The organism is Streptomyces sp. NPDC052079 (assembly GCF_040680275.1).
In the GTDB taxonomy this organism is placed as follows: domain Bacteria; phylum Actinomycetota; class Actinomycetes; order Streptomycetales; family Streptomycetaceae; genus Streptomyces.
This window is the reverse complement of record NZ_JBFAWL010000005.1, coordinates 110,609-129,917: the sequence shown is the minus strand read 5'-3', so window position 1 is coordinate 129,917 and position 19,309 is coordinate 110,609. Positions and strand designations below refer to the sequence as shown.

The following is a 19,309-nucleotide window of genomic DNA, read 5'->3' as shown; positions in this document are numbered from 1 at the left end:
CGGGGGACGCTGAGCGGCAAGCTTCAGTCGAAGGCCAGGGCCTCGGTGATACGACGGGCGGCGCGCTCGGCCTCCGTGGCCGGGTCGGCGCCCGTGAGCACCTTCGTCATGTACTCCTTGATCGGGTTGTCCGCCTCGACCGCGCTCCACTGGGGTGTGATGGGGGTCGCCCGGCCCTGTGCGGCCCCGGCCGCCATGGCCGCGACCCCCTCCTCCCCCGCCACCGATCCGGCGAGGCCCGCCTTGTTGGGAACGTAGTCCATCGTGCGGGCCAAGTCGGTGTTCCAGCGGGCACTCGTGAGCGCGGCGACGACCTCCACCGCGTCGTCCCTGGCATCGGTGTTCGCCGGGACGACGAGGTCGGAACCACCGGTGAAGACGGCACCGGGCCTCTCGGCGGTCCTGCCGGGGACGGGGAAGTAGCCCAGCTTGCCCTTCAGGTCCGGATTCTGCTTGAGGATCGCCCGTGCCAGTCCCGGGACGGCCACGATCTGGGCGACGTCGCCTTCGGCGAACACGCCTGCCTGCGGCGGGTGTTCCTCGTCGGAGTCGACCGGTCCGTCGCCGAGTGCCTGGAGCCGGCGGTAGAAGTCCATGCCGCGCAGCGCCGCCGGGCTGTCGAGCGTGCCGCGCCATACGCCGCTGCGCTCGGTGGCGAGCTCTCCGCCCTCCTCCCAGATGAACCCGGCGAGCGTGTACCAGTCCTGCCCGGCCAGGTAAATGCCCTGGTCGCCGCCGGTGTTGAGCTTCTCGGTGACGGTGAGCCACTCGTCCCGGGTCGTCGGCGGGGCGGTGATGCCGGCCTCGCGGAAGAGGTCCTTGCGGTAGATGACGACGCGGTTGGCCGCGTACCAGGGGATGCCGTACTGCTGTGATCCCCACTTGCCGGGTTCGGCGAGGCCGGGGAGCCAGTCGTCGCGGCCCCAGTCGCGCAGGGACTCCAGGGTGAGGTCGAGCAGTCCGTCGCCCTCCGCGTACGTGGCGACCTGGGTGTTGCCGACCTCGATGACATCGGGTCCGTCCGGCGCCGCGGTCTCCAGTACCCTCTGCACCTTCTCGCCGATGCCGGTCCAGTCCTGGATGCGAATGTCGAGGTCGAGCCCCGAGTGCTCGCGCTCGAACTCCGCGGTGAAGCGGTTCAGATAGTCCTGCGAGGCGCTGTTCTGCATCACCCACAGCGTGACGGTGCGCCGTTCCGTTGTGCCGTCGGACAGCACTCCACAGCCGCTGAGCAGGGAGGCGCACACGCAGACGAGGGTTAACAGACGGCGTCTCACGAGGGACCTCTTTCTGTCTCGCGGACAGGGCGGGGCCCGACGTGGGGGGCGAGCCGAAGCTCGGGCGGGTGCCCAGCATCTTGGTACGGACCAACAAGTGAGTCAAGGCCGTCAGGCGGACGGTGCCGACGCCTCGCGCCCGGCCGCAGGGTAGGGCACGGTGGAGTGACGTGTGACACAGGCGGTGCGCCGTGCGGCCGGGCGGCCGCCCGGGAGAGGAGCAGCAGCATGTCGGACCACATCTACCGGGTCACGGAGATCGTCGGCACCTCGCCCGAAGGCGTCGACAAGGCCGTACGCAACGGCATCGAGCGCGCGTCGCGGACGCTGCGCCATCTGGACTGGTTCGAGGTGACCCAGGTGCGCGGCCAGATCGAGGACGGGCGGATCGCGCACTGGCAGGTGGGGCTGAAGGTCGGCTTCCGGCTGGAGGAGACGGGCTGAGCCCCCGGGTTCAGGTCCGTCCTTCGCGCTCCTGAGCGTCCTTCAAGTCCTCGGAGGGGGCCGTCCAGCGGGCCTGGACGACGGTGAAACCGGCCCGCCGGGCGTCCAGACAGACCAGTTCGTCGTCGTCCACGAGCATGCGGATCTCCCGGGTGCGGGCGAGGCGGCGCAGGATCGCCAGCTTGGTGTGCCGGGCGGGCCGCCGGTCGGCGTTGCCCCGCATGTACACCTCGCCCTCGGGCAGTCCCTGGGCGGTCAGCCAGTCCACCGTGTCGCGCCGGCAGCGCTCCGGCCGCCCGGTCAGATACACGATCTCGCACTCCCGCGCACTCTGCCGCACCAGCGCGACACCCTCGTCGAGCGGTGGATCCTGCGGAGCGGCGGCGAAGAAGGCGTCCCAGTCACGCGGCCTGCGCTCCAGGAACCTCTGCCGGTGCGTCGTGTCGGCGAGGGTGTTGTCGAGATCGAACACGGCCAGCGGCCGCTCGTCGCGGTCGGTCACACCCTCACCATAGACACTCCACCGGGCGGAGGAGCTTACTGCCTGCCCTTCCCCTGGTCACGGCCCCGGCGGCCGGTGTCCTCGTCCATCTCCGTCTCGGCCTCGATGCGCTCCTTGCGGACCTGCCCGCGCACCGTCTCGTCGGTCGACTTCTCCTCCGTGGTCATCCTGACCCGCTCCACCGGGACCGTCTCCGTCGTCACGACGGGCCGCTCCTCGTGCAGGGTGACCTCGTGCTCGGCCTCCGAGATGTCCGGGCCCGCCATGGCCTCGTCCCGGTTGGCGTCCGTGATCGGCTCGCGCTCCACGCGTACTTTCTCGTGGCGCACGGGCACGGTCTGCTGGACCTGTTCGGTGACCACGTACTTGCGCAGCCTGGCCCGGCCGCTCTCGCGCCGCTCGACGCCGACGTGCATCTGCTCCTCGGAGCGGGTCATCGCGTCGTCACGCGGTCCGGTGCGGGCTTCGCCGCGGCGACCTTCGGCGCCCGCGATCCCGGCCGCGCCCGCGGTCCCGGCCGTTTCCGTCTGGCCGGTGGTGCCCGGCTCTCCGGCTCCCCGGGAGGTGTCGCCCCGGCGCTCGGCCGTACCGGCCGCTCCCGCCGCTCCCGCCGCTCCTGCCGTGCCCGCGGCACCGGCGGTACTGGGCGTGCCCGGGCCTGCGGTCCGGTCACCCTGTGCGCCCTCTGCCGGCTCGGCCAGGACCGATTCCCAGTTGATGCCGTAGTACGCGTACAGGCGCTGCTCCTCGTCCACCGAGAGGTGGCCGCCCGCGTCGATGTCCACGTTGGGGGCATTCTTGATCTGGTCCTTGGGATAGGGGACCTCGAGGTGATCCCGCACCAGAGCGGCGTCACGGATGGGTACGAACGACTCGTTGGAACCGAACATGCCCGTTTTGACGGTCACCCACTCGGGGCGTCCGCTCGCGTCGTCGAGGAAGACGTGCTTCGCGTCGCCGATCTTGTTGCCGTCCCCGTCGTACACGGGGTGATCCAGAAGGATCGAGATCTCTTCGCGGGTGATCATCTTCCATCACCCTCCCTTCGGGGCTCGCTCCTCTCCGGTTCTCCTGATCAGCGCGCGGAAAACGGTACAGAAGCCACAAAAGGTGCTTAATTCTCCACCGTGCTCACGGATGCCCCGTCCGTGTCCACGGGCTACCGCTTGCCCGCCTTGCGCGCGGCGCGCAGCCACTCCTTGTTCATGCCGGTGATGGAGGTGAGCGGAATGCCCTTGGGACAGGCGGTCGCGCACTCGCCGGCCAGCGTGCAGCCCCCGAAGCCCTCCTCGTCCATCTGCGCCACCATGTCCAGCACCCGGGTCTCCCGCTCCGGCGCTCCCTGCGGCAGCACATTGAGGTGGTTGATCTTCGCGGAGGTGAACAGCATCGCCGCGCCGTTGGGGCAGGCCGCGACGCACGCGCCGCAACCAATGCACTCCGCGTGCTCGAAGGCGAGATCGGCGTCCGGCTTCGGCACGGGCGTGGCATGCGCCTCCGGCGCGGATCCGGTGGGCGCCGTGATGTATCCGCCGGCCTGGATGATGCGGTCGAAGGCCGACCGGTCGACCACCAGGTCCTTCACGACCGGGAAGGCGGACGCCCGCCACGGTTCGACGTCGATGGTGTCGCCGTCCTTGAAGGACCGCATGTGCAGCTGGCAGGTGGTGGTGCGCTCGGGTCCATGGGCGTCGCCGTTGATGACGAGCGAGCAGGCTCCGCAGATGCCCTCGCGGCAGTCGTGGTCGAAGGCGACCGGGTCCTCGCCCTTGAGGATGAGCTCCTCGTTGAGGGTGTCCAGCATCTCCAGGAAGGACATGTCGGGTGAGATGCCGTCCACCTCGTAGGTGGACATGGCGCCGTCGGCGTCGGCGTTCTTCTGCCGCCAGACGCGCAGGTTGAGCTTCATGCGTAGCTCCGCTGGGTGGGGTGGACGTACTCGAAGACCAGGTCTTCCTTGTGCAGGACGGGCGCCTCGCCGGTGCCGGTGAACTCCCAGGCGGCGGCGTAGGAGAACGCGTCGTCCTTACGGGCGGCCTCGCCGTCCGGGGTCTGGGACTCCTCGCGGAAGTGGCCGCCGCAGGACTCGGCGCGGTGCAGCGCGTCGAGGCACATCAGCTCGGCGAGCTCCAGGTAGTCGACGATGCGGTTGGCCTTCTCCAGCGACTGGTTGAACTCCTCGCCGGTGCCGGGGACCTTGATCCGCCGCCAGAACTCCTCGCGGATCTGCGGGATGCGCTCCAGGGCCTTGCGCAGCCCGGAGTCGGTGCGGGCCATGCCGCAGAACTCCCACATGAGTTCGCCGAGTTCGCGGTGGAAGGAATCCGGGGTGCGGTCGCCGTCGACGGACAGCAGCCGGTCGATCCGGGCCTCGGTCTCGGCCAGCACCTCCCGCACCACCGGGTGGCCGGTGGTCACCTCGTCCTGGTGCGGGTTGCGGGCCAGGTAGTCGTTGATGGTGGCCGGCAGGACGAAGTAGCCGTCGGCCAGGCCCTGCATCAGCGCGGAGGCGCCGAGCCGGTTGGCGCCGTGGTCGGAGAAGTTGGCCTCGCCGATCGCGAACAGGCCCGGGACGGTGGTCTGGAGGTCGTAGTCGACCCACAGGCCGCCCATCGTGTAGTGCACGGCCGGGTAGATCCGCATCGGCACCTCGTACGGATCCTCGTCGGTGATCCGCTGGTACATGTCGAAGAGGTTGCCGTACTTGGCCTCGACCGCCTTGCGGCCCATGCGCTTGATGGCGTCGGCGAAGTCCAGGTAGACGCCCTGGCCGCCGGGGCCCACTCCCCTGCCCTCGTCGCAGACGTTCTTCGCGGCGCGGGAGGCGATGTCCCGGGGCACCAGGTTGCCGAAGGACGGGTAGATGCGCTCCAGGTAGTAGTCGCGCTCGTCCTCGGGGATCCGGCTCGGCGGGCGGGTGTCGCCCTTGGCCTTGGGCACCCAGATCCGGCCGTCGTTGCGCAGCGACTCGCTCATCAGGGTCAGCTTGGACTGGTGGTCGCCGGTGCGCGGGATGCAGGTGGGGTGGATCTGGGTGAAGCAGGGGTTGGCGAAGTACGCGCCGCGCCGGTGCGCCCGCCAGACGGCGGTGGCGTTGGAGTTCATGGCGTTCGTCGACAGGTAGAAGACGTTGCCGTAGCCGCCGCTGGCCAGGACCACCGCGTCCGCGAAGTACGTGTCGATCTTCCCGGTGATCAGGTCCCGGGCGACGATGCCGCGCGCCCGCCCGTCGACGACGATCAGGTCGAGCATCTCGGTGCGCGGGTGCATCTCGACGTTGCCGGCGGCGATCTGCCGGCTGAGCGCCTGGTAGGCGCCGAGGAGGAGCTGCTGGCCCGTCTGGCCGCGGGCGTAGAAGGTGCGGGAGACCTGGACGCCGCCGAAGGAGCGGGTGTCGAGCAGTCCGCCGTACTCGCGGGCGAAGGGCACGCCCTGGGCCACGCACTGGTCGATGATCTCGACGGAGATCTGCGCGAGGCGGTGGACATTTGACTCGCGGGAGCGGAAGTCGCCGCCCTTGACCGTGTCGTAGAACAGGCGGTGGATCGAGTCGCCGTCGTTGCGGTAGTTCTTCGCCGCGTTGATACCGCCCTGCGCGGCGATGGAGTGGGCACGGCGCGGGGAGTCCTGGTAGCAGAACTGGACGACGCGGTAGCCCTGTTCGGCGAGCGTGGCGCCGGCCGAGCCGCCCGCGAGGCCGGTGCCGACGACGATGACGGTCTTGCCGCGCCGGTTGGCGGGGTTGACCAGCTTGGCCTCGAAGCGGCGCTTGTCCCAGCGCTCGTGGATCGGTCCGGCCGGGGCCTTGGTGTCGGCGACCGGCGCGCCGGTCGTGTAGTCGGTGTACGAGGTCATGGTCAGCTCACCACTCCGGTCATGACGCCCACGGGTACGGCGATGAAGCCGGCCGTGAGCAGCAGCGCGAGGGCATTGGCGGTGGTCCTGAGGGCGCGGTCGCGGGTGCGGCTGCCGGCGCCGAGGGTCTGGGCGGCGCTCCAGAAGCCGTGGCGGATGTGCAGGCCGACGGCGAGCATCGCGACGATGTAGACGACGTTGCCGTACCAGGTGGAGAAGGTGTCCACGACGTTCTGGTACGGCTTGCCGGTCTCGAAGCCGCCGGAGTGCACGGTGCCGGTGGTCAGGTCGAGAAGGTGCCAGACGATGAACAGCGCGAGGATGATGCCGCCCCAGCGCATGGTGCGCGTGGCGTAACTGGCGCGCGGCTTCTTGTGCACGTACTTGGTGGGGCGCGCCTTGATGTCGCGGCGGCTGAGCTGGTACGCGGAGACGGCGTGCGCGACCACGGCGACGACGAGGACGACGCGGACCAGCCACAGTGTCCACTCGTAGTGCATGAACGGTTCGCCGACCGTACGCAGCCAGTGGCCGTAGTGGTTGAACTCGCCGGCCCCGAAGAAGATCTTGAGGTTTCCGATCATGTGGGCGATCAGGTACAGCAGCATGATCAGGCCGCTGACCGCCATCACTGTCTTCTTGCCGACGGTCGAGTCCCACACGGTGCGTGCCATGGACGGCCGTCGGTCCGTCCGCGTTGCCAGAGCCATGGCACGAGACGCTAAGGCCGGAAGGCCCCATCGGTCCAAGACATGGTGCGGCTCAATTCGATAGGGGTTGCCTATGATGAGTCCATGCAGTTCCAGCAGCTCCAGTACTTCGTGGCCGTCGCCGAGACCCGGCACTTCACCCGGGCCGCCGAGCTGATGCACGTCGCGCAGCCGTCGCTGTCGCAGCAGATCAAGGTGCTGGAGCGGGAGCTGGGCGCCGATCTGTTCCAACGGGCGCGCGGGAACATCACGCTGACCGACGCGGGCGAGGCGCTGCTGCCGCTGGCCCGGCGGATCCTGGCCGACGCGGACACCGCACGGCACGAGGTGCAGGAGGTCGCGCAGTTGCGGAGCGGGCGGGTGCGGCTGGGGGCCACGCCGAGCCTGTGCACCGGTCTGTTGCCGGATGTGCTGCGCGCGTTCCACGACCGGTATCCGGGGGTCAGGCTGCTGATCGAGGAGGGCGGCTCGCACGACCTGGTGCGGGAGCTGGCCCGCGGCGCTCTGGACCTGGCCCTGGTCGTCCTGCCCCTGCCGACACCCTCCCCCGCGCTCACCACGGTGGAGCTGCTGCGGGAGGACCTGGTGGTGGTGTCCTCCCCGGACGTCCCCCGGCCGGGACGGGGTCGGCGCACCGTGCGTGTCGCCGATCTCGAGGGCGAACGGCTGGTGATGTTCCGGCACGGCTACGACCTGCGGGAACTCACTGTGGCCGCGTGCCGGGCGGAGGGATTCGAGCCGGAGTTCGCGGTGGAGGGCGGGGAGATGGACGCGGTGCTGGGGTTTGTGCGGGCGGGGCTGGGCGTCGCCGTCGTCCCCCGCATGGTGGCCGCGCGTTCCGGGCACGGGCTGCGGGTGACCCCCCTCGCCCGTCCCGGCCTGCACCGTGCCATCGCCCTGGCCCACCGCAGCGACGTGGCTCCGCCGCGGGCGGCCCGGGAACTGCAGCGGATGCTGCGGGAACGCTGAGGCGGGTGTGCGGGGGGTCTTCTTCGCCCCCGCCGCCCCTTCCCGTCCCGTCCCTGGGGGCTCCGCCCCCAGACCCCCTTCGCGCCCACGCGGCGGAGCCGCATAGCGGGCCACGACCGGCCCGCAGCGGCCGGACACCCGAGCCGCGAGTCAGGTCCCGTCCCAGGGGGCTTCGCCCCCAGACCCCCGCCCTCCCTTCGCGCCCACGTGACCGAGCCGCGAGTCAGGTCCCGTCCCTGGGAGCTTCGCCCCAGACCCCCGCCCTCCCTTCGCGCCCACGTGACCGAGCCGCGAGTCAGGTCCCGTCCCTGGGAGCTTCGCCCCAGACCCCCACCCTCCCTTCACGCCCACACGGCGAAGCCGCACAGCGCACCGCGAGCCGCGGGGCAGTACAGCTAGCCCGACGCGTCGACGAGGGTGAGTTCGTGGAGGCGGTCCGGGGGGCCTGGGCGGGCGTAGTACCAGCCCTGGGCGGTGTCGCAGCCGAGGATGCGGAGCTGTTCGGCCTGGGCGCCCGTTTCCACGCCCTCCACCGTGACCGCGAGGTCGAGGCTGTGGGCCAGCGAGACGATGCCCTCGACGATCTTCAGGTCGACGGGGTCGGCCGGGAAGCGCTGCATGCTCTGGGTGAAGGAACGGTCCAGCTTCAGGACGCTCACCGGGAGGCGGCGCAGGTTGGCCAGGTTGGAGTAGCCGGTGCCGAAGTCGTCGAGGGCGATGTCGACGCCCATCTCGGCGAGTCGGCGCAACGGCTTCAGCAGGTCGTCGTCGGCTCCGATCAGCGCCGACTCGGTCACTTCCAGGCACAGCGCGTCGGGGGCCACGCCGGTGCGCTCCAGGATCTCCACCGTGTCCTGGACAAGACCGGGATGGTTGAGCTGGCAGGGCGAGAGGTTCACGTTGATGCGCAGCGGGCCGAGCGATGCGCCGCCGTGGCGGTCGCGCCACTCGCGGGCCTGGCGCACGGACTGCTCCAGCACCCAGCGGCCCAGCGGCACGATGAGTCCCGTGTGCTCGGCGAGCGGGATGAAACGGTCCGGCGACAGCACGCCGTGCTGCGGGTGCAGCCAGCGCACCAGCGCCTCGGCGCCCCGGACGCTCCCGTCGCCGAGGTGCACCAGCGGCTGGTACTCGATGAAGAACTCACCCCGGTCCAGGGCCGTGGGGAGCGCCGTGGTGAGGCCGTGCCGGGTGATGGCGCGGGCGTCGGCCTCGGGGTCGGCGAGCTCGAACCGGTTGCCGCCCGCCGACTTGGCCCGGTACATCGTGATGTCGGCGCTGCGCAGCACCTCGGCCGCGCTGCGCTCCCCGGCCGGTCCCTCGACGATGCCGATGCTGCCGCGCACGGTCAGTTCCCGGCCGTCGACGCTGATCGGGGCGAGCAGCGCGTTCATGATGCGGGCGGCGAGCTCATCGACCGTGCGCTGGGTGTCCGGGCCGGTGGTCAGGGCCACGAACTCGTCGCCCCCGAGCCGGGCCACCATTTCGCCGGGCGCGGTGGCGCAGGCCTGGAGCCGGTCGGCGACCTCGACGAGCAGCCGGTCGCCGGCGGCGTGCCCGAGGCTGTCGTTGACGGTCTTGAAGCCGTCCAGGTCCAGGTAGCACAGGCCGAAGCGCCGGCCCTCGCCGGCGCCCAGCGCCTTCTCCAGGCGTTCGAAGAAGAACGTGCGGTTGGGCAGTCCGGTGAGTGCGTCGTGCGTGGCCTCGTAGCGCAGCCGGAGGTTGAGCAGCCGCCGCTCGGTGGTGTCCTCCATCAGGGCGAGCTGGTACTGCGGTGCGCCGTCGGTGTCGCGGAGCAGGGACACCGTCAGATTGGTCCACAGGACCGTTCCGTCAGGGCGGTGGAACGCCTTTTCCAGTTGGTAGTGCTCGCGCTGACCGCTGACCAGCTCCTCATAGAGCCGCCAGGTCTGCGGGGCGTCCTCGGGGTGGACCCAGTCCTTGACGTTACGGCAGCGCAGCCCCTGCTCGGACAGGCCGAACATGCGCCGCAGCGCGCCGTTGACCTGCAGGACGTTACCCTCGAGGTCGGCGATGCCGATGCCTATGGCGGCGCCCTCGAAGACGGCGCGGAAGCGGGCCTCGGTGGCGTGCAGCGCCTGCGCCACCACGCCCTGGGCCTCCAGCGCGGCCTGCGCGATGGCCTCCTGCTCGGCCAGCGTCCGCTCGCGCAGCGCCTGCGCGTACCCCGCGGCCATCGCGTGCTGGAGCCTGGCGCTGCGCGCCCTGAGGTCCTCGCGGTCGCCGTCCTCCCCGCAGTACAGGACGAGATAGGCGTCCACGCAGTCCAGGGTCCGGCTGAGCGCCTCCGGGTCGGTGCAGTGCGCCGCTACCAGGGCCGCGCCGGTCTCCTTGCCCGCATCCGCGTCGAAGGCCCTGGCCCGCAGCGCCTCGCTCAGCCGGCGGGCCAGCGGCAGCAGACGGGCCTCGAACTCCGGGCGGGTCGACGAAGTGGAGGTCACCGGGAAGACCGCCCGGCTCCAGATCGTCGCGAAGCGGCGCAGTCTGTCCTCCGGCCCGTCCGGCTCCGCGCTCACGCCGTACGCCCCACGCCCGCGAAGCCGGAGAAGGCGTAGGGATCCTCGTCCTCCGGTGCGGTGTCCGGCCGCCACTGCGGCATCGGCACCAGTCCGGGTTCCACCATGTCGTACCCCTCGAAGAACCGCGCGATCTCGTCGCGCGTGCGCATGATCAGCGGGTTGCGAATGTTCTGGTACACGTCCACCGCCCCCTCGGCCCGCTCCGGCGGCAGCGGGATTCCGTCGTACGAGGCATGGCTGAGCACGAGCATGCTGCCGGGCGCGAGTGCCTGGCGCAGTTCGGTCACCGCACCGTACGGGTCGTCCGCGTCTTCCACGAAGTGAAGTATGGCAACGAGAAGCAGCGCCACTGGCCGATTCAGGTCGATCTGTCGCCGCACTTCGGGGCTGTTCAGGATTTCCTGCGGTTTCCGGAGGTCGGCGGCGAGGATGTCCGCCTGGTCATTGCCCTCAAGAACTGCCTGGCTGTGCGCCACGGCCACCGGGTCGTGGTCGACGTACATCACGCGTGCGTCCGGGTTGGCCGCCTGGGCCACTTCGTGGACGTTGCCGAACGTCGGAATGCCGGAGCCGATGTCCAGGAACTGGTTGATGCCCTCGGCCGCGGCGAAACGCACCGCTCGCCGCATGAATGCACGGTTCGCCTGCATGATCTTGGGCAGCCCCGGCATGAACTCCATGGCCTTGCGGGCCGCTTCCCGGTCGACCTCGAAATTGTGCGAACCGCCCAGGTAGTAGTCGTACATCCGGGAGACGCTGGGCACCGTGATGTCGATGCTCCGGGGGGCCCAGGCGGGACGCTCCATTATCTCTCCAAGGCGTAGGCGATCCGGTGTTCGAACCGAGGCTACTGATCGCCCGCCAAGGGAGCGACCTGAAACGGAAATTGACCATCCGTTCCCGGTCACTGCCAGTGGCACGTGCCGCATATGCATACCCGCGTCCGTGACAAGAAGTGTCCGCAAAAATCCGGAGAGTGCGACAGGGAAGACGGCACAACGGTCCGCCCCTCCGCGGGCTGCGGAGGGGCGGACACGGGGCCGGCGTCATCCGGAGTGGACGACACCCTGGGGAGGTTGCTACTTCTCCGAAGCGCCGACCGGCTTTCCGTCGGGGCGTACGGCGTACCAGGTGCCGCCGACCCCCTGACCGTTGGTGTCGCCGGGGGCCTTGTCACCGGCGAAGGTGTAAATCGGCCAGCAGTTGATCGTCTGCTGCTCCGCGCCGTCCGGGCGGGTGAAGGTCATGTAGCCCTTCTTCTCGATGCCCTTGGTGTTCTTGAAGTCGACCGGCGAGACCACCGGCCACTTCTCCAGGCAGGCGCCGGTGCAGGCCGACACGGGCTTCGGCCAGGCCTCGTCCTTCATGAAGCGGTAGACGGTCATGCCGTTCTTGTCGACGACGATCTCGCCCAGTTTGGCGTCCTTGCGGGTGGACAGCCCGGCCTGGTCGGCCGCCCCCGCCTTCTTGCCCTCGGGGTTCAGCGCGTACCATTTGCCGCCCACGCCCTGGCCCTTGACGTCACCGGCGTTGACGTCCTTGACGTAGCGGTAGGCAGGCCAGCCGGCGATGGTGAGCTGCTTGGTGCCGTCGGCCCGGGTGACCTCGCCGAGCAGCGACTTCTCGATGCCCTCTCCGGCCGAGGCGTCGTCGGCGGGCACCGGCGGCCAGGTCTTGGCGCAGTCGCCGTCGCAGTTGGACTTGGGCGGTTCGGGGGTGTCCTGCTCGAAGCGGTACAGGGTCAGGCCGAGGTTGTCGGTCACGATCTTGCCCAGTTCGGCGTTGGTGGAGACATTCAGTTCGCCCGCGGTGTTGGAGGGGCTCGCGGCGGGCTGTCCGCCACCGCCCGCCTTGTCGCCGCCGCTGCCCGCGTTGCCGTAGCCCCCGGGCGCGGCCGTGGCACCCACGTTCTGGCTGGAGGCGGGCGGCGGGGCGTCCTGACCGCACGCCGTGGTCAGGGACAGCACCGCCGCGGCGCTCGCCACGAGTGAGGCGGTTCGCCAGGAGGTCTTCATCGTCAACTCCACATCATCGCCAGGGTCTTGCAGCGCCCAGTGTTCCGCCGCTCGACGATGGGTACGCACGGAAGCACGCGTTGTGTTCAATCGCGGCCCGGATTTCTTTCATTAACTCCTTCGGGGCAATCACCCCGATCCCGTGCGTGAGCGGGCGGCCGGCGACTCATGATCCTCGTCGTGCAACCACTCGTACCGACCCAATCCCGCTTCGCGGCACCCGCGTTGGCCGCCGTGGCGCTGGTCTGGGCGCTCGTCGGCGCACCCGGCGCGGCGGTGGCCGACGCCTGCGCGTACGCCTCGACGGGACCGGGCGGCACGGAGGCGGTGGCGGTCGCGGGAAGCCTCACCTGGACGGATCCCCCGCCCTGCGTACCGCTTCCCCCGTCCCCGACGCCCACCCCCACGCCCTCGCCGACGCCCCCGCCGCCTCCGCCGCCGCCTTCGCCCGAACCGACCCCACCTCCCCCGCCGAGCCCCAGCCCGACGCCGGAGCCACCCCCGCCACCCCCACCGGCGGCCCGTCCGGCACCGCCCCCGGCCCGCCCGTCACCGGCTCCCACGCCGCCGCCCGCGCCGCCCCCGCCGCCGCGCCCCGCGCCGCCGCCGGTCCCGGCGCCCCCCGAGCCCGAGCCGGAGCCGGAGCCGTCCATGACGCCCGTGCACTATCCGCCGTACCGCGCGGCCCCGGACCGGCGGCCCTCCGGCGGCGCCACGTCGCCGCTCACCTTCGTTCTGCTCATCACGATGCCCGCGGTGGTCGCCGTCGCCGCGCTCCGCCCGCGCTGACGCACGCACCACCCGGCCCAATCCCTTCTGGAGGCACCTCTTGCCGGAATGGCTTGTTCTCACTCTCGCGATGCTCGCCGCGTGCGTCGTCGTGGTGGTCATCACCCTTGTACGGCACCGCAGGGCGTCCGACGACGAGGACCCCAGCGAGACCCCGGACGTCATCGAGTACATGACCATGTGGATCGGTGTGGTGTACGCCATCGTCCTGGGTCTCGCCATCGCCGGCGTCTGGGAGGGACGCAGCGCCGCCCAGGAGCACGTACGGGCGGAGGCGGTGGCCCTGCACGAGATCGCCGAGCGGGTACGGGTCTACCCCGCCGAGGTGCGCGACCGCATCCGGGACGATGTCAACGCCTATGTCGGACACGTCGTCACCACCGAGTGGCGGACGATGGCGAAGGACGGCAAGGTCACCGAGCGCGGCACCGAACTGCTCGACCGGGTCCGCCGGGACGTCACCGACTACGGGCCGCGGACGGACTTCGAGGCGCAGGCCTACCAGCCGCTGGTGGACCAGGTGGCCGCCGCCGACGAGTCGCGCAGCGCGCGGGCCGAGTCGACCGGGGAGACCATGCCGGGCGTGGTGTGGTTCGGGCTGGTGGCCGGTGCCGTCGTCACCATCGGGATGATCTTCGCGCTGCAGATCCGGCGCACCCGCCGGGAGATGGTCCTCGCCGGGCTGTTCTCCGCGCTGATCGCCTTCCTGCTCTTCCTCATCTGGGACTTCGACGCCCCCTACAGCAGGGGCCTCGGCGCCTCGGCCGATCCGTTCCTGCGGCTGTTCCCGGGCATCGACGGCTGAGCACAGAGCTCCGCCCCGGATCCGGGGGGATCCGGGGCGCGGCCTTTCGAACACGGAAACGGGACCGAGGGGGGACAGCGGCTCAGATCCGCTTCTCGGTGCGGCGGCGCATCCAGAAGACACCGCTGCCGGCGAGCGCCGTGGCCACCAGCGCGCCGCCGATCGCCATGTCCGTCGGGGTGGCCCCGCTGGTGCTGCTGCCGCCGATTCCGCCGCGGACACCGCCGATGACGGTGAAGGCGGCCGGGCGGGTCAGGCTCCTGCCGGAGCAGTGGACCGTGATGTCGTAGGGACCGGGGCGCGCGTCCTGGTCGACGGTGGCGGTGCCCCTCGAGGTGTCGTTGCCGCCGTGGATGGGCGTCAGTTCGGTTCTGGGGAACGCGTTGGAGGTCGCTGTGCCGCCGTTGGGGCAGCCGTCTACCGTGATGGTCAGCTGGCCGCCGCGGGCGATGACGCTGGGCAGGGCGACGATGTTGGACGGATTGGCGGCCCGGCCGTCGTCCGCGACGGCCGCCGGGGCGGCGAGCCCGAGTACGGCGACCGCGGCGCCGGCGGCCGCCAGGGCACGTGAGTTACGCATGTGATCCTCCGCGGAAGACGCCCCGGGTCCCGTCCCCGGTCCGATCGGCGAGAAAGCGTCTCCCAGAAAGACCCTCAGATGCCGTGCGCGGCCCCGCATTTCGGGAATGGTCCGTACCGGTGAGGAACGCCCCTCGGGGACCACCGCGCCAGGGACATCGCCGCAGGTCACGGACCGTCAGAAAATCTTCGTCGCCCCGCACCCCGGATGGCGCACCTCACCCCGCCGGCGCCACCCGTTCGCCGCCGCCCCGTCGCCGGTCGCGCTCGCTCCGCCTAGCGTTTTCGTCATGCGCGAGTGGTACGGCGACGGCCGTGTCGAGAGGGGAAGGCGAATGTCTGCTTTCGAGCCGGACGAAGCCGAATGGGAGGCGCGGCGGAAGAGACGCGCCCCGTGGGGCGTGATAGCGCTGGTCCTGCTGACCGGCCTGGCGCTCATCCGCAACGGCTCGGGGGAGTTCGACGTGGGCCCGCCGCAGCCGGCCGGCGCGGCCGCCGCGGACAGCACCCCCGCCATCGTGACCGAGGCGGTGACGGCGCTCCCGCACGCGGTTCCGGACCGGGTGCGGATCCCGGCGATCCAGGTGGACGCGCCGGTCATGCCGGTGGGTCTGGACGTGGAGGGCTGGGTGGACGCGCCTCCGCCCCAGGACCCGAACCTGGCGGGCTGGTTCACCGGTGCCGTCTCTCCGGGTGAGAAGGGCACGGCGGTGGTCGTCGGCCATGTCGACAACGCGCAGGGGCCGGCCGTGTTCTACGGGCTCGGGGCGCTGAAGAAGGGGAGCCAGGTCGAGATCGCGCGGAGGGACGGCAGGACCGCCGTGTTCGAGATCTACGGCATCGAGGTCTTCGCGAAGAACGACTTCCCCGGCGACCGGGTCTACGCCTCCAAGGGGACCGCGGAACTCCGGGTCATCACCTGCGGCGGCGGTTTCTCCCAGCAGAACGGCTACGACGGGAACGTCGTCGTCTTCGCCCGCCTGGCCGAGGTCCGCTGAGCGGCCCCCGTCCGGGCGGGCGGGGAGCGCTCAGAGGTACTGCCGCCGAGGCACGGTGATGTGATAACCGGAGTCCAGCAGTTCGGGCAGATAGTCGCGGAGGGCCCGGACGCTTTGGGAGCGGTCGCCCCCGGCATCGTGTGAGAGCACCACGACGCCGGGGGCGGCGCCGTTCTCGACCCGCTCGATGATGGTGTCGGTGCCCGGGGTGGCCCAGTCGAGGGTGTCGACCGTCCAGGCCATCGGCTCCATGCCCAGTTCGGCGCCGAGTTGGAAGACGGCGCGGTTCCATGCGCCGTAGGGTGCGCGGAACCACTCGGGGCGTTCACCGTAGGCGTTGTCGATGATGTCGCTGGTGCGTTCCATCTCGGAGCGGATCCGGCGGCGGCTGAGGCGGGTGAGCAGGGGGTGGCTCCAGGTGTGGTTGCCGACCACATGCCCCTCGTCGGCCATCCGGGCCAGCAGGTCCCGGTGCGCGGTGGCCATCTCGCCGCACACGAAGAACATCGCGCGCACGTCGTAGCGGGCCAGGGTGTCCAGGATGTCCGGAGTGTAGCGGGGGTCGGGTCCGTCGTCGAAGGTCAGCACCATGGTGCGACCGCGTCCGGACACCCGCAGCAGGGGTTCCCTGCGCACCGGCGTCCTGGCGGGTGTACCGCGCGGCGGGCCATAGCCGGTCAGGGGCCTCAGCCGGTACTCGGAGGGGCTGAGCGGACGGCGGGCGGCCTGGGCGCCGGCGGCGGGCGGCGCGGCAGGTTCGGCCCGGTTTCCAATGCCCGGCGCGAGCGCCGCGGCGACACCTGCCGCGCCCAGGGTGGCGGCGCCGGTGAGCAACGCCCGCCGCCTGGTGAGCAACTGATCCTTCTTCATGACTCATCAGTCGCCCGAAGAAGGGCCGACGCACCTCAGCGACACCGGTGCGGCGGCATGATTTCACCCGTCCGGCGCAGTGCGGGGCGGTGGAACGGCGGGGGCGTCGCGGGCGGCCCGGCTGCGGGCGTCGGCGTACGCCTCCGGTCTGGCGCGGCGTCAGGTGGCGCTGCTCGCCCTCCTGTACGTGCAGCCGGTACCGGCCGGTGAGGGTCGTGCCGTGGTTCCGTAAAGGTGCTGCCGGGGTGACGCGTGGTGGCTTCCGTCGGCGGTGCGGCGGCGGCATCATGATCGGCCGTCAGCCGTTTGCCGATCGTGAAGAGGTGAGGCGCGTGGGCCGACTCCGTATGGGCGAGGGGATTCTTCGCCGCAAGCCCATCGAACACATCGAGGGGACGGAGGTCGGCGAGGGCACGCGGCTGGAGCGCACCCTCGGCCTGTGGCAGCTCACCGCGATCGGTGTGGGCGGCATCATCGGTGCCGGCATCTTCACGCTCGCGGGAACGGTCGCCAACGGCACGGCGGGGCCCGCGGTGCTCCTCTCGTTCCTCATCGCCGGTGTCGCGAGCGCCGCCGCCGCGCTGTCGTACGCCGAGTTCGCGGGCCTGATCCCGAAGGCCGGTTCGGCCTACACCTACGGGTACGCGGTGCTCGGCGAATTCGCCGGCTGGTTCATCGGCTGGGATCTGCTGCTGGAGTACACGGCGATCGTGGCGGTGGTCGCGATCGGCATCTCCGGCTACTTCAGCTTCCTCATCGACGAGCTGGGCGCCAATGTCCCGGCCTGGATGCTCGGCGCGCCCGGTACCGGTGACGGTCATCGCGTCGATCTGTTCGCGCTGCTGCTGTGCCTGCTGATCGCCTTTCTGCTCAACCTCGGCATCAAGAACGCGGCCCGGTTCGAGACGGTGGTCGTGGCGCTGAAGGTGCTGGTCGTGCTGCTGGTGATCGCGGTGGGGGTGTTCCACATCGAGACGGCCAACTACAGCCCGTTCTTCCCGTTCGGCGTGGGCGGGGCGTTCACCGGTGCGGCGACGGTGTTCTTCGCGGTGTTCGGCTACGACGCGATGTCGACGGCGGCCGAGGAGTCCAAGGACGCGCAGCGGCACATGCCGAAGGCCATCATCTACTCGCTGATCATCTCGATGGTCCTGTACGTGGCGGCCTGTCTGGTGCTGACGGGCATGCAGAACTACAAGGACATCGACCCGGAGAGCGGCTTCTCCACCGCCTTCAAGTCGGTGGGTCTGGGCGGGCTGGCGGACCTGATCGCGGTGGGCGCCATCATCGGCATCCTTACGGTGATGTTCACGTTCATGCTGGGTGTCACCCGGGTGTGGTTCGCCATGTCGCGGGACGGTCTGCTGCCCCGCTGGTTCGCCAGGACCCACCCGACCCGCCATGTGCCCACGCGGGTCACCTGGATCGTCGGGGTGGCGTCGGCCGCCATCGCGGGGTTCCTGCCCATCGGCGAGGCGGCCGAACTCACCAACATCGGGATCCTGCTGGCGTTCACGGTGGTGTGCACGGCGGTGATCGTGCTGCGTTACCGGCAGCCGGAGCTGCCGCGCACCTTCCGTACGCCGTGGATGCCGGTGGTCCCGGCGGTGGGCGTGGTCTTCTCCATCTGGCTGATCACCTTCCTGCAGTGGCAGACCTGGGCCCGGTTCGCGGTCTGGTTCCTGCTGGGCCTGGTGATCTACTTCGGCTACTCCTACCGGCGCTCGGAACTGGCGCGGCGGTGACGCGAGCCGGGCGGACCTCGCACCTACTCCCCCATCACCAGGCCGTCCTGCGCCGCGCCCCGGCTCAGCACCACCGTCCGGATCCGGTCGCGTACCGACTGGACCTCGGCACCCCGGGCGAGCGCCTGGCTGAGGTTGATGACCCGTCCGGCGTCCACGTCGAAGAACTGCGGGACGAACTCGGCCCGGGTCACCTCCCAGCGCCCGCCGGGACGCTTGGGCGGGGCGAAGGTGAAGCGGCCCAGGGTGGACTGGTTGCCGCGCGAGTCCTGGATGCCGTCGTGGTTGGTCATCTCGCCGGCGATCTGGTCGCCCATGCCGTAGATCACCCAGGTGCCGTTGACCTTCTCGTAGGCCTGCGGGACATGGGCGTGGGTGCCGAGGATGAGATCGATGTCGGGGCGGCCCTGGGTGTTCGACGCGGTGAGCGAGCGGGCCAGCTCGGTCTGCCGCTGGTCGGGGGCATCCTGCCATTCGGTGCCCCAGTGCAGGGAGACCACGACGACATCGGCTCCGGCCTGCCGGGCGGCCCGCGCGTCGGCGATGATCCGCGCCTCGTCGACGAGGTTGACGGCCCACGGCTGGTCCGGCGGCAGCGGGAGGCCGTTGGTGTCCTGGGTGTAGGCGAGGTGGGCGACGCGCGCGGCACCCGCGCGCAGCACGGTCGCCGTACGGGACTCCTCCTCGCTGCGCGCCGACCCCGCGTGGCGTACGCCGGCCCGGTCGAGGGCGTCCAGGGTGCGGCGGATGCCGGCCGCGCCGTCGTCGAGGGTGTGGTTGGAGGCGGTGGAGCAGCCGTCGTAACCGGTCGCGGCCAGGCCCTGGGCCACTTCGGGAGGGGACTTGAAGAGGGGGTATCCGGTGTAGTCGCCGTCGGCTCCGTAGATGGTCTCCATGTGGCACAGGGCGACGTCCGCGGGGGCGACCACGGAGCGGATACCGGAGAGCATCGGCCGGAAGTCGTATCCGGTGCCGCCGGCGTCGTACTGGGCGCGTTCGATGATCGAGGCGTGGGGCAGCACATCGCCCGAGGCGACCAGGGTGAAACCGGGCTGCGCCGTGGCGGAGGGGGCCGGATGCCCAGGTTCCGGTGGTCGGTGGTCACGTGCCTGGCAGGCGGCGCCCGCGGTGAGGACGACGGTCAGGGCCAGGGCCACCTGCCGGCTGCGTGTGATCATCACTTCACCCCGCGCTGTAGTCGCATGTGCGGT

18 protein-coding genes are annotated in these 19,309 nt (G+C 70.8%); 6 read left to right on the top strand and 12 right to left on the bottom strand.

All coding sequences use genetic code 11. The annotated features are described in order from the left end of the window. Positions 1-23 precede the first annotated feature (23 nt). On the bottom strand, positions 24-1,277 hold the full coding sequence (locus AB0L56_RS11390) for an extracellular solute-binding protein (protein ID WP_365421673.1): 1,254 nt from the start codon (positions 1,275-1,277) through the stop codon (positions 24-26). Positions 1,278-1,505: 228 nt separating this feature from the next. On the opposite strand from AB0L56_RS11390, the gene AB0L56_RS11385 reads away from it, so the two are divergent. Next, entirely contained in the window at positions 1,506-1,721 is a 216-nt protein-coding gene (locus AB0L56_RS11385; RefSeq protein WP_361028551.1) for a dodecin, read from the top strand. Between the two features lie 10 nt (positions 1,722-1,731). Here the strand turns inward: AB0L56_RS11385 and AB0L56_RS11380 are convergent, their stop codons facing one another. The 5 genes from AB0L56_RS11380 to AB0L56_RS11360 all read right to left on the bottom strand — a co-directional run bounded on the left by AB0L56_RS11380 (position 1,732) and on the right by AB0L56_RS11360 (position 6,752). Then, positions 1,732-2,223 (bottom strand): HAD family acid phosphatase, encoded by a 492-nt coding sequence (locus AB0L56_RS11380; RefSeq protein ID WP_365421669.1) that lies wholly within the window; start codon positions 2,221-2,223, stop codon positions 1,732-1,734. A 35-nt stretch (positions 2,224-2,258) separates the two neighbouring features. Beyond that, positions 2,259-3,251: a PRC and DUF2382 domain-containing protein gene (locus AB0L56_RS11375; RefSeq protein WP_365421667.1), complete on the bottom strand. Its 993-nt coding sequence runs from the start codon at positions 3,249-3,251 to the stop codon at positions 2,259-2,261. A 131-nt stretch (positions 3,252-3,382) separates the two neighbouring features. Next, the gene (locus AB0L56_RS11370) at positions 3,383-4,132 is read right to left on the bottom strand and encodes a succinate dehydrogenase/fumarate reductase iron-sulfur subunit (RefSeq protein WP_365421664.1); all 750 of its coding nucleotides are present in this window, start codon (positions 4,130-4,132) and stop codon (positions 3,383-3,385) included. Beyond that, positions 4,129-6,078, bottom strand: coding sequence for a fumarate reductase/succinate dehydrogenase flavoprotein subunit (locus AB0L56_RS11365; RefSeq protein ID WP_365421661.1), 1,950 nt, complete (start codon positions 6,076-6,078; stop codon positions 4,129-4,131). The genes AB0L56_RS11370 and AB0L56_RS11365 overlap by 4 nt, the downstream gene beginning before the upstream one ends. 2 nt (positions 6,079-6,080) lie before the next feature. Beyond that, positions 6,081-6,752 (bottom strand): succinate dehydrogenase, encoded by a 672-nt coding sequence (locus AB0L56_RS11360; protein WP_365422087.1) that lies wholly within the window; start codon positions 6,750-6,752, stop codon positions 6,081-6,083. A gap of 120 nt (positions 6,753-6,872) precedes the next feature. Between AB0L56_RS11360 and AB0L56_RS11355 the strand changes: the two genes are divergently transcribed. Further along, entirely contained in the window at positions 6,873-7,757 is an 885-nt protein-coding gene (locus AB0L56_RS11355; RefSeq protein ID WP_361028536.1) for a LysR substrate-binding domain-containing protein, read from the top strand. Between the two features lie 395 nt (positions 7,758-8,152). On the opposite strand, the gene AB0L56_RS11350 is transcribed toward AB0L56_RS11355, so the two are convergent. From AB0L56_RS11350 to AB0L56_RS11340, 3 genes are all read right to left on the bottom strand, one after another. Then, positions 8,153-10,294: an EAL domain-containing protein gene (locus AB0L56_RS11350; protein ID WP_365421658.1), complete on the bottom strand. Its 2,142-nt coding sequence runs from the start codon at positions 10,292-10,294 to the stop codon at positions 8,153-8,155. After that, positions 10,291-11,103 carry an SAM-dependent methyltransferase gene (locus AB0L56_RS11345; protein WP_361028530.1) on the bottom strand — a complete coding sequence of 271 codons (813 nt, stop codon included), beginning with the start codon at positions 11,101-11,103 and terminating at the stop codon, positions 10,291-10,293. Before AB0L56_RS11345 ends, AB0L56_RS11350 begins: the two co-directional genes overlap by 4 nt. Positions 11,104-11,376: 273 nt before the next feature. Beyond that, positions 11,377-12,312 (bottom strand): SCO0930 family lipoprotein, encoded by a 936-nt coding sequence (locus tag AB0L56_RS11340; protein ID WP_361028527.1) that lies wholly within the window; start codon positions 12,310-12,312, stop codon positions 11,377-11,379. A 651-nt stretch (positions 12,313-12,963) separates the two neighbouring features. On the opposite strand from AB0L56_RS11340, the gene AB0L56_RS11335 reads away from it, so the two are divergent. Together AB0L56_RS11335 and AB0L56_RS11330 are read left to right on the top strand one after the other, a co-directional pair. After that, positions 12,964-13,101 (top strand): hypothetical protein, encoded by a 138-nt coding sequence (locus AB0L56_RS11335; RefSeq protein WP_365421653.1) that lies wholly within the window; start codon positions 12,964-12,966, stop codon positions 13,099-13,101. Positions 13,102-13,141: 40 nt separating this feature from the next. After that, a complete protein-coding gene (locus AB0L56_RS11330; RefSeq protein ID WP_365421650.1) occupies positions 13,142-13,906 on the top strand; it encodes a hypothetical protein in 765 nt (254 codons plus the stop codon). 82 nt (positions 13,907-13,988) lie between these two features. Here AB0L56_RS11330 and AB0L56_RS11325 read toward each other — a convergent pair whose 3' ends face one another. Further along, entirely contained in the window at positions 13,989-14,486 is a 498-nt protein-coding gene (locus AB0L56_RS11325; protein ID WP_361028519.1) for a hypothetical protein, read from the bottom strand. A 334-nt stretch (positions 14,487-14,820) separates the two neighbouring features. On the opposite strand from AB0L56_RS11325, the gene AB0L56_RS11320 reads away from it, so the two are divergent. Further along, a complete protein-coding gene (locus AB0L56_RS11320; RefSeq protein ID WP_361028516.1) occupies positions 14,821-15,483 on the top strand; it encodes a class F sortase in 663 nt (220 codons plus the stop codon). 30 nt (positions 15,484-15,513) lie between these two features. Here AB0L56_RS11320 and AB0L56_RS11315 read toward each other — a convergent pair whose 3' ends face one another. Beyond that, positions 15,514-16,353, bottom strand: a complete 840-nt coding sequence (locus tag AB0L56_RS11315; RefSeq protein WP_365421647.1) for a polysaccharide deacetylase family protein — start codon at positions 16,351-16,353, stop codon at positions 15,514-15,516. Between the two features lie 332 nt (positions 16,354-16,685). Between AB0L56_RS11315 and AB0L56_RS11310 the strand changes: the two genes are divergently transcribed. Further along, positions 16,686-18,098, top strand: a complete 1,413-nt coding sequence (locus tag AB0L56_RS11310; RefSeq protein ID WP_365421644.1) for an amino acid permease — start codon at positions 16,686-16,688, stop codon at positions 18,096-18,098. A gap of 23 nt (positions 18,099-18,121) precedes the next feature. On the opposite strand, the gene AB0L56_RS11305 is transcribed toward AB0L56_RS11310, so the two are convergent. Beyond that, complete coding sequence (locus AB0L56_RS11305; protein WP_365421641.1) at positions 18,122-19,276, bottom strand: CapA family protein; 1,155 nt, start codon at positions 19,274-19,276, stop codon at positions 18,122-18,124. Positions 19,277-19,309 lie beyond the last annotated feature (33 nt).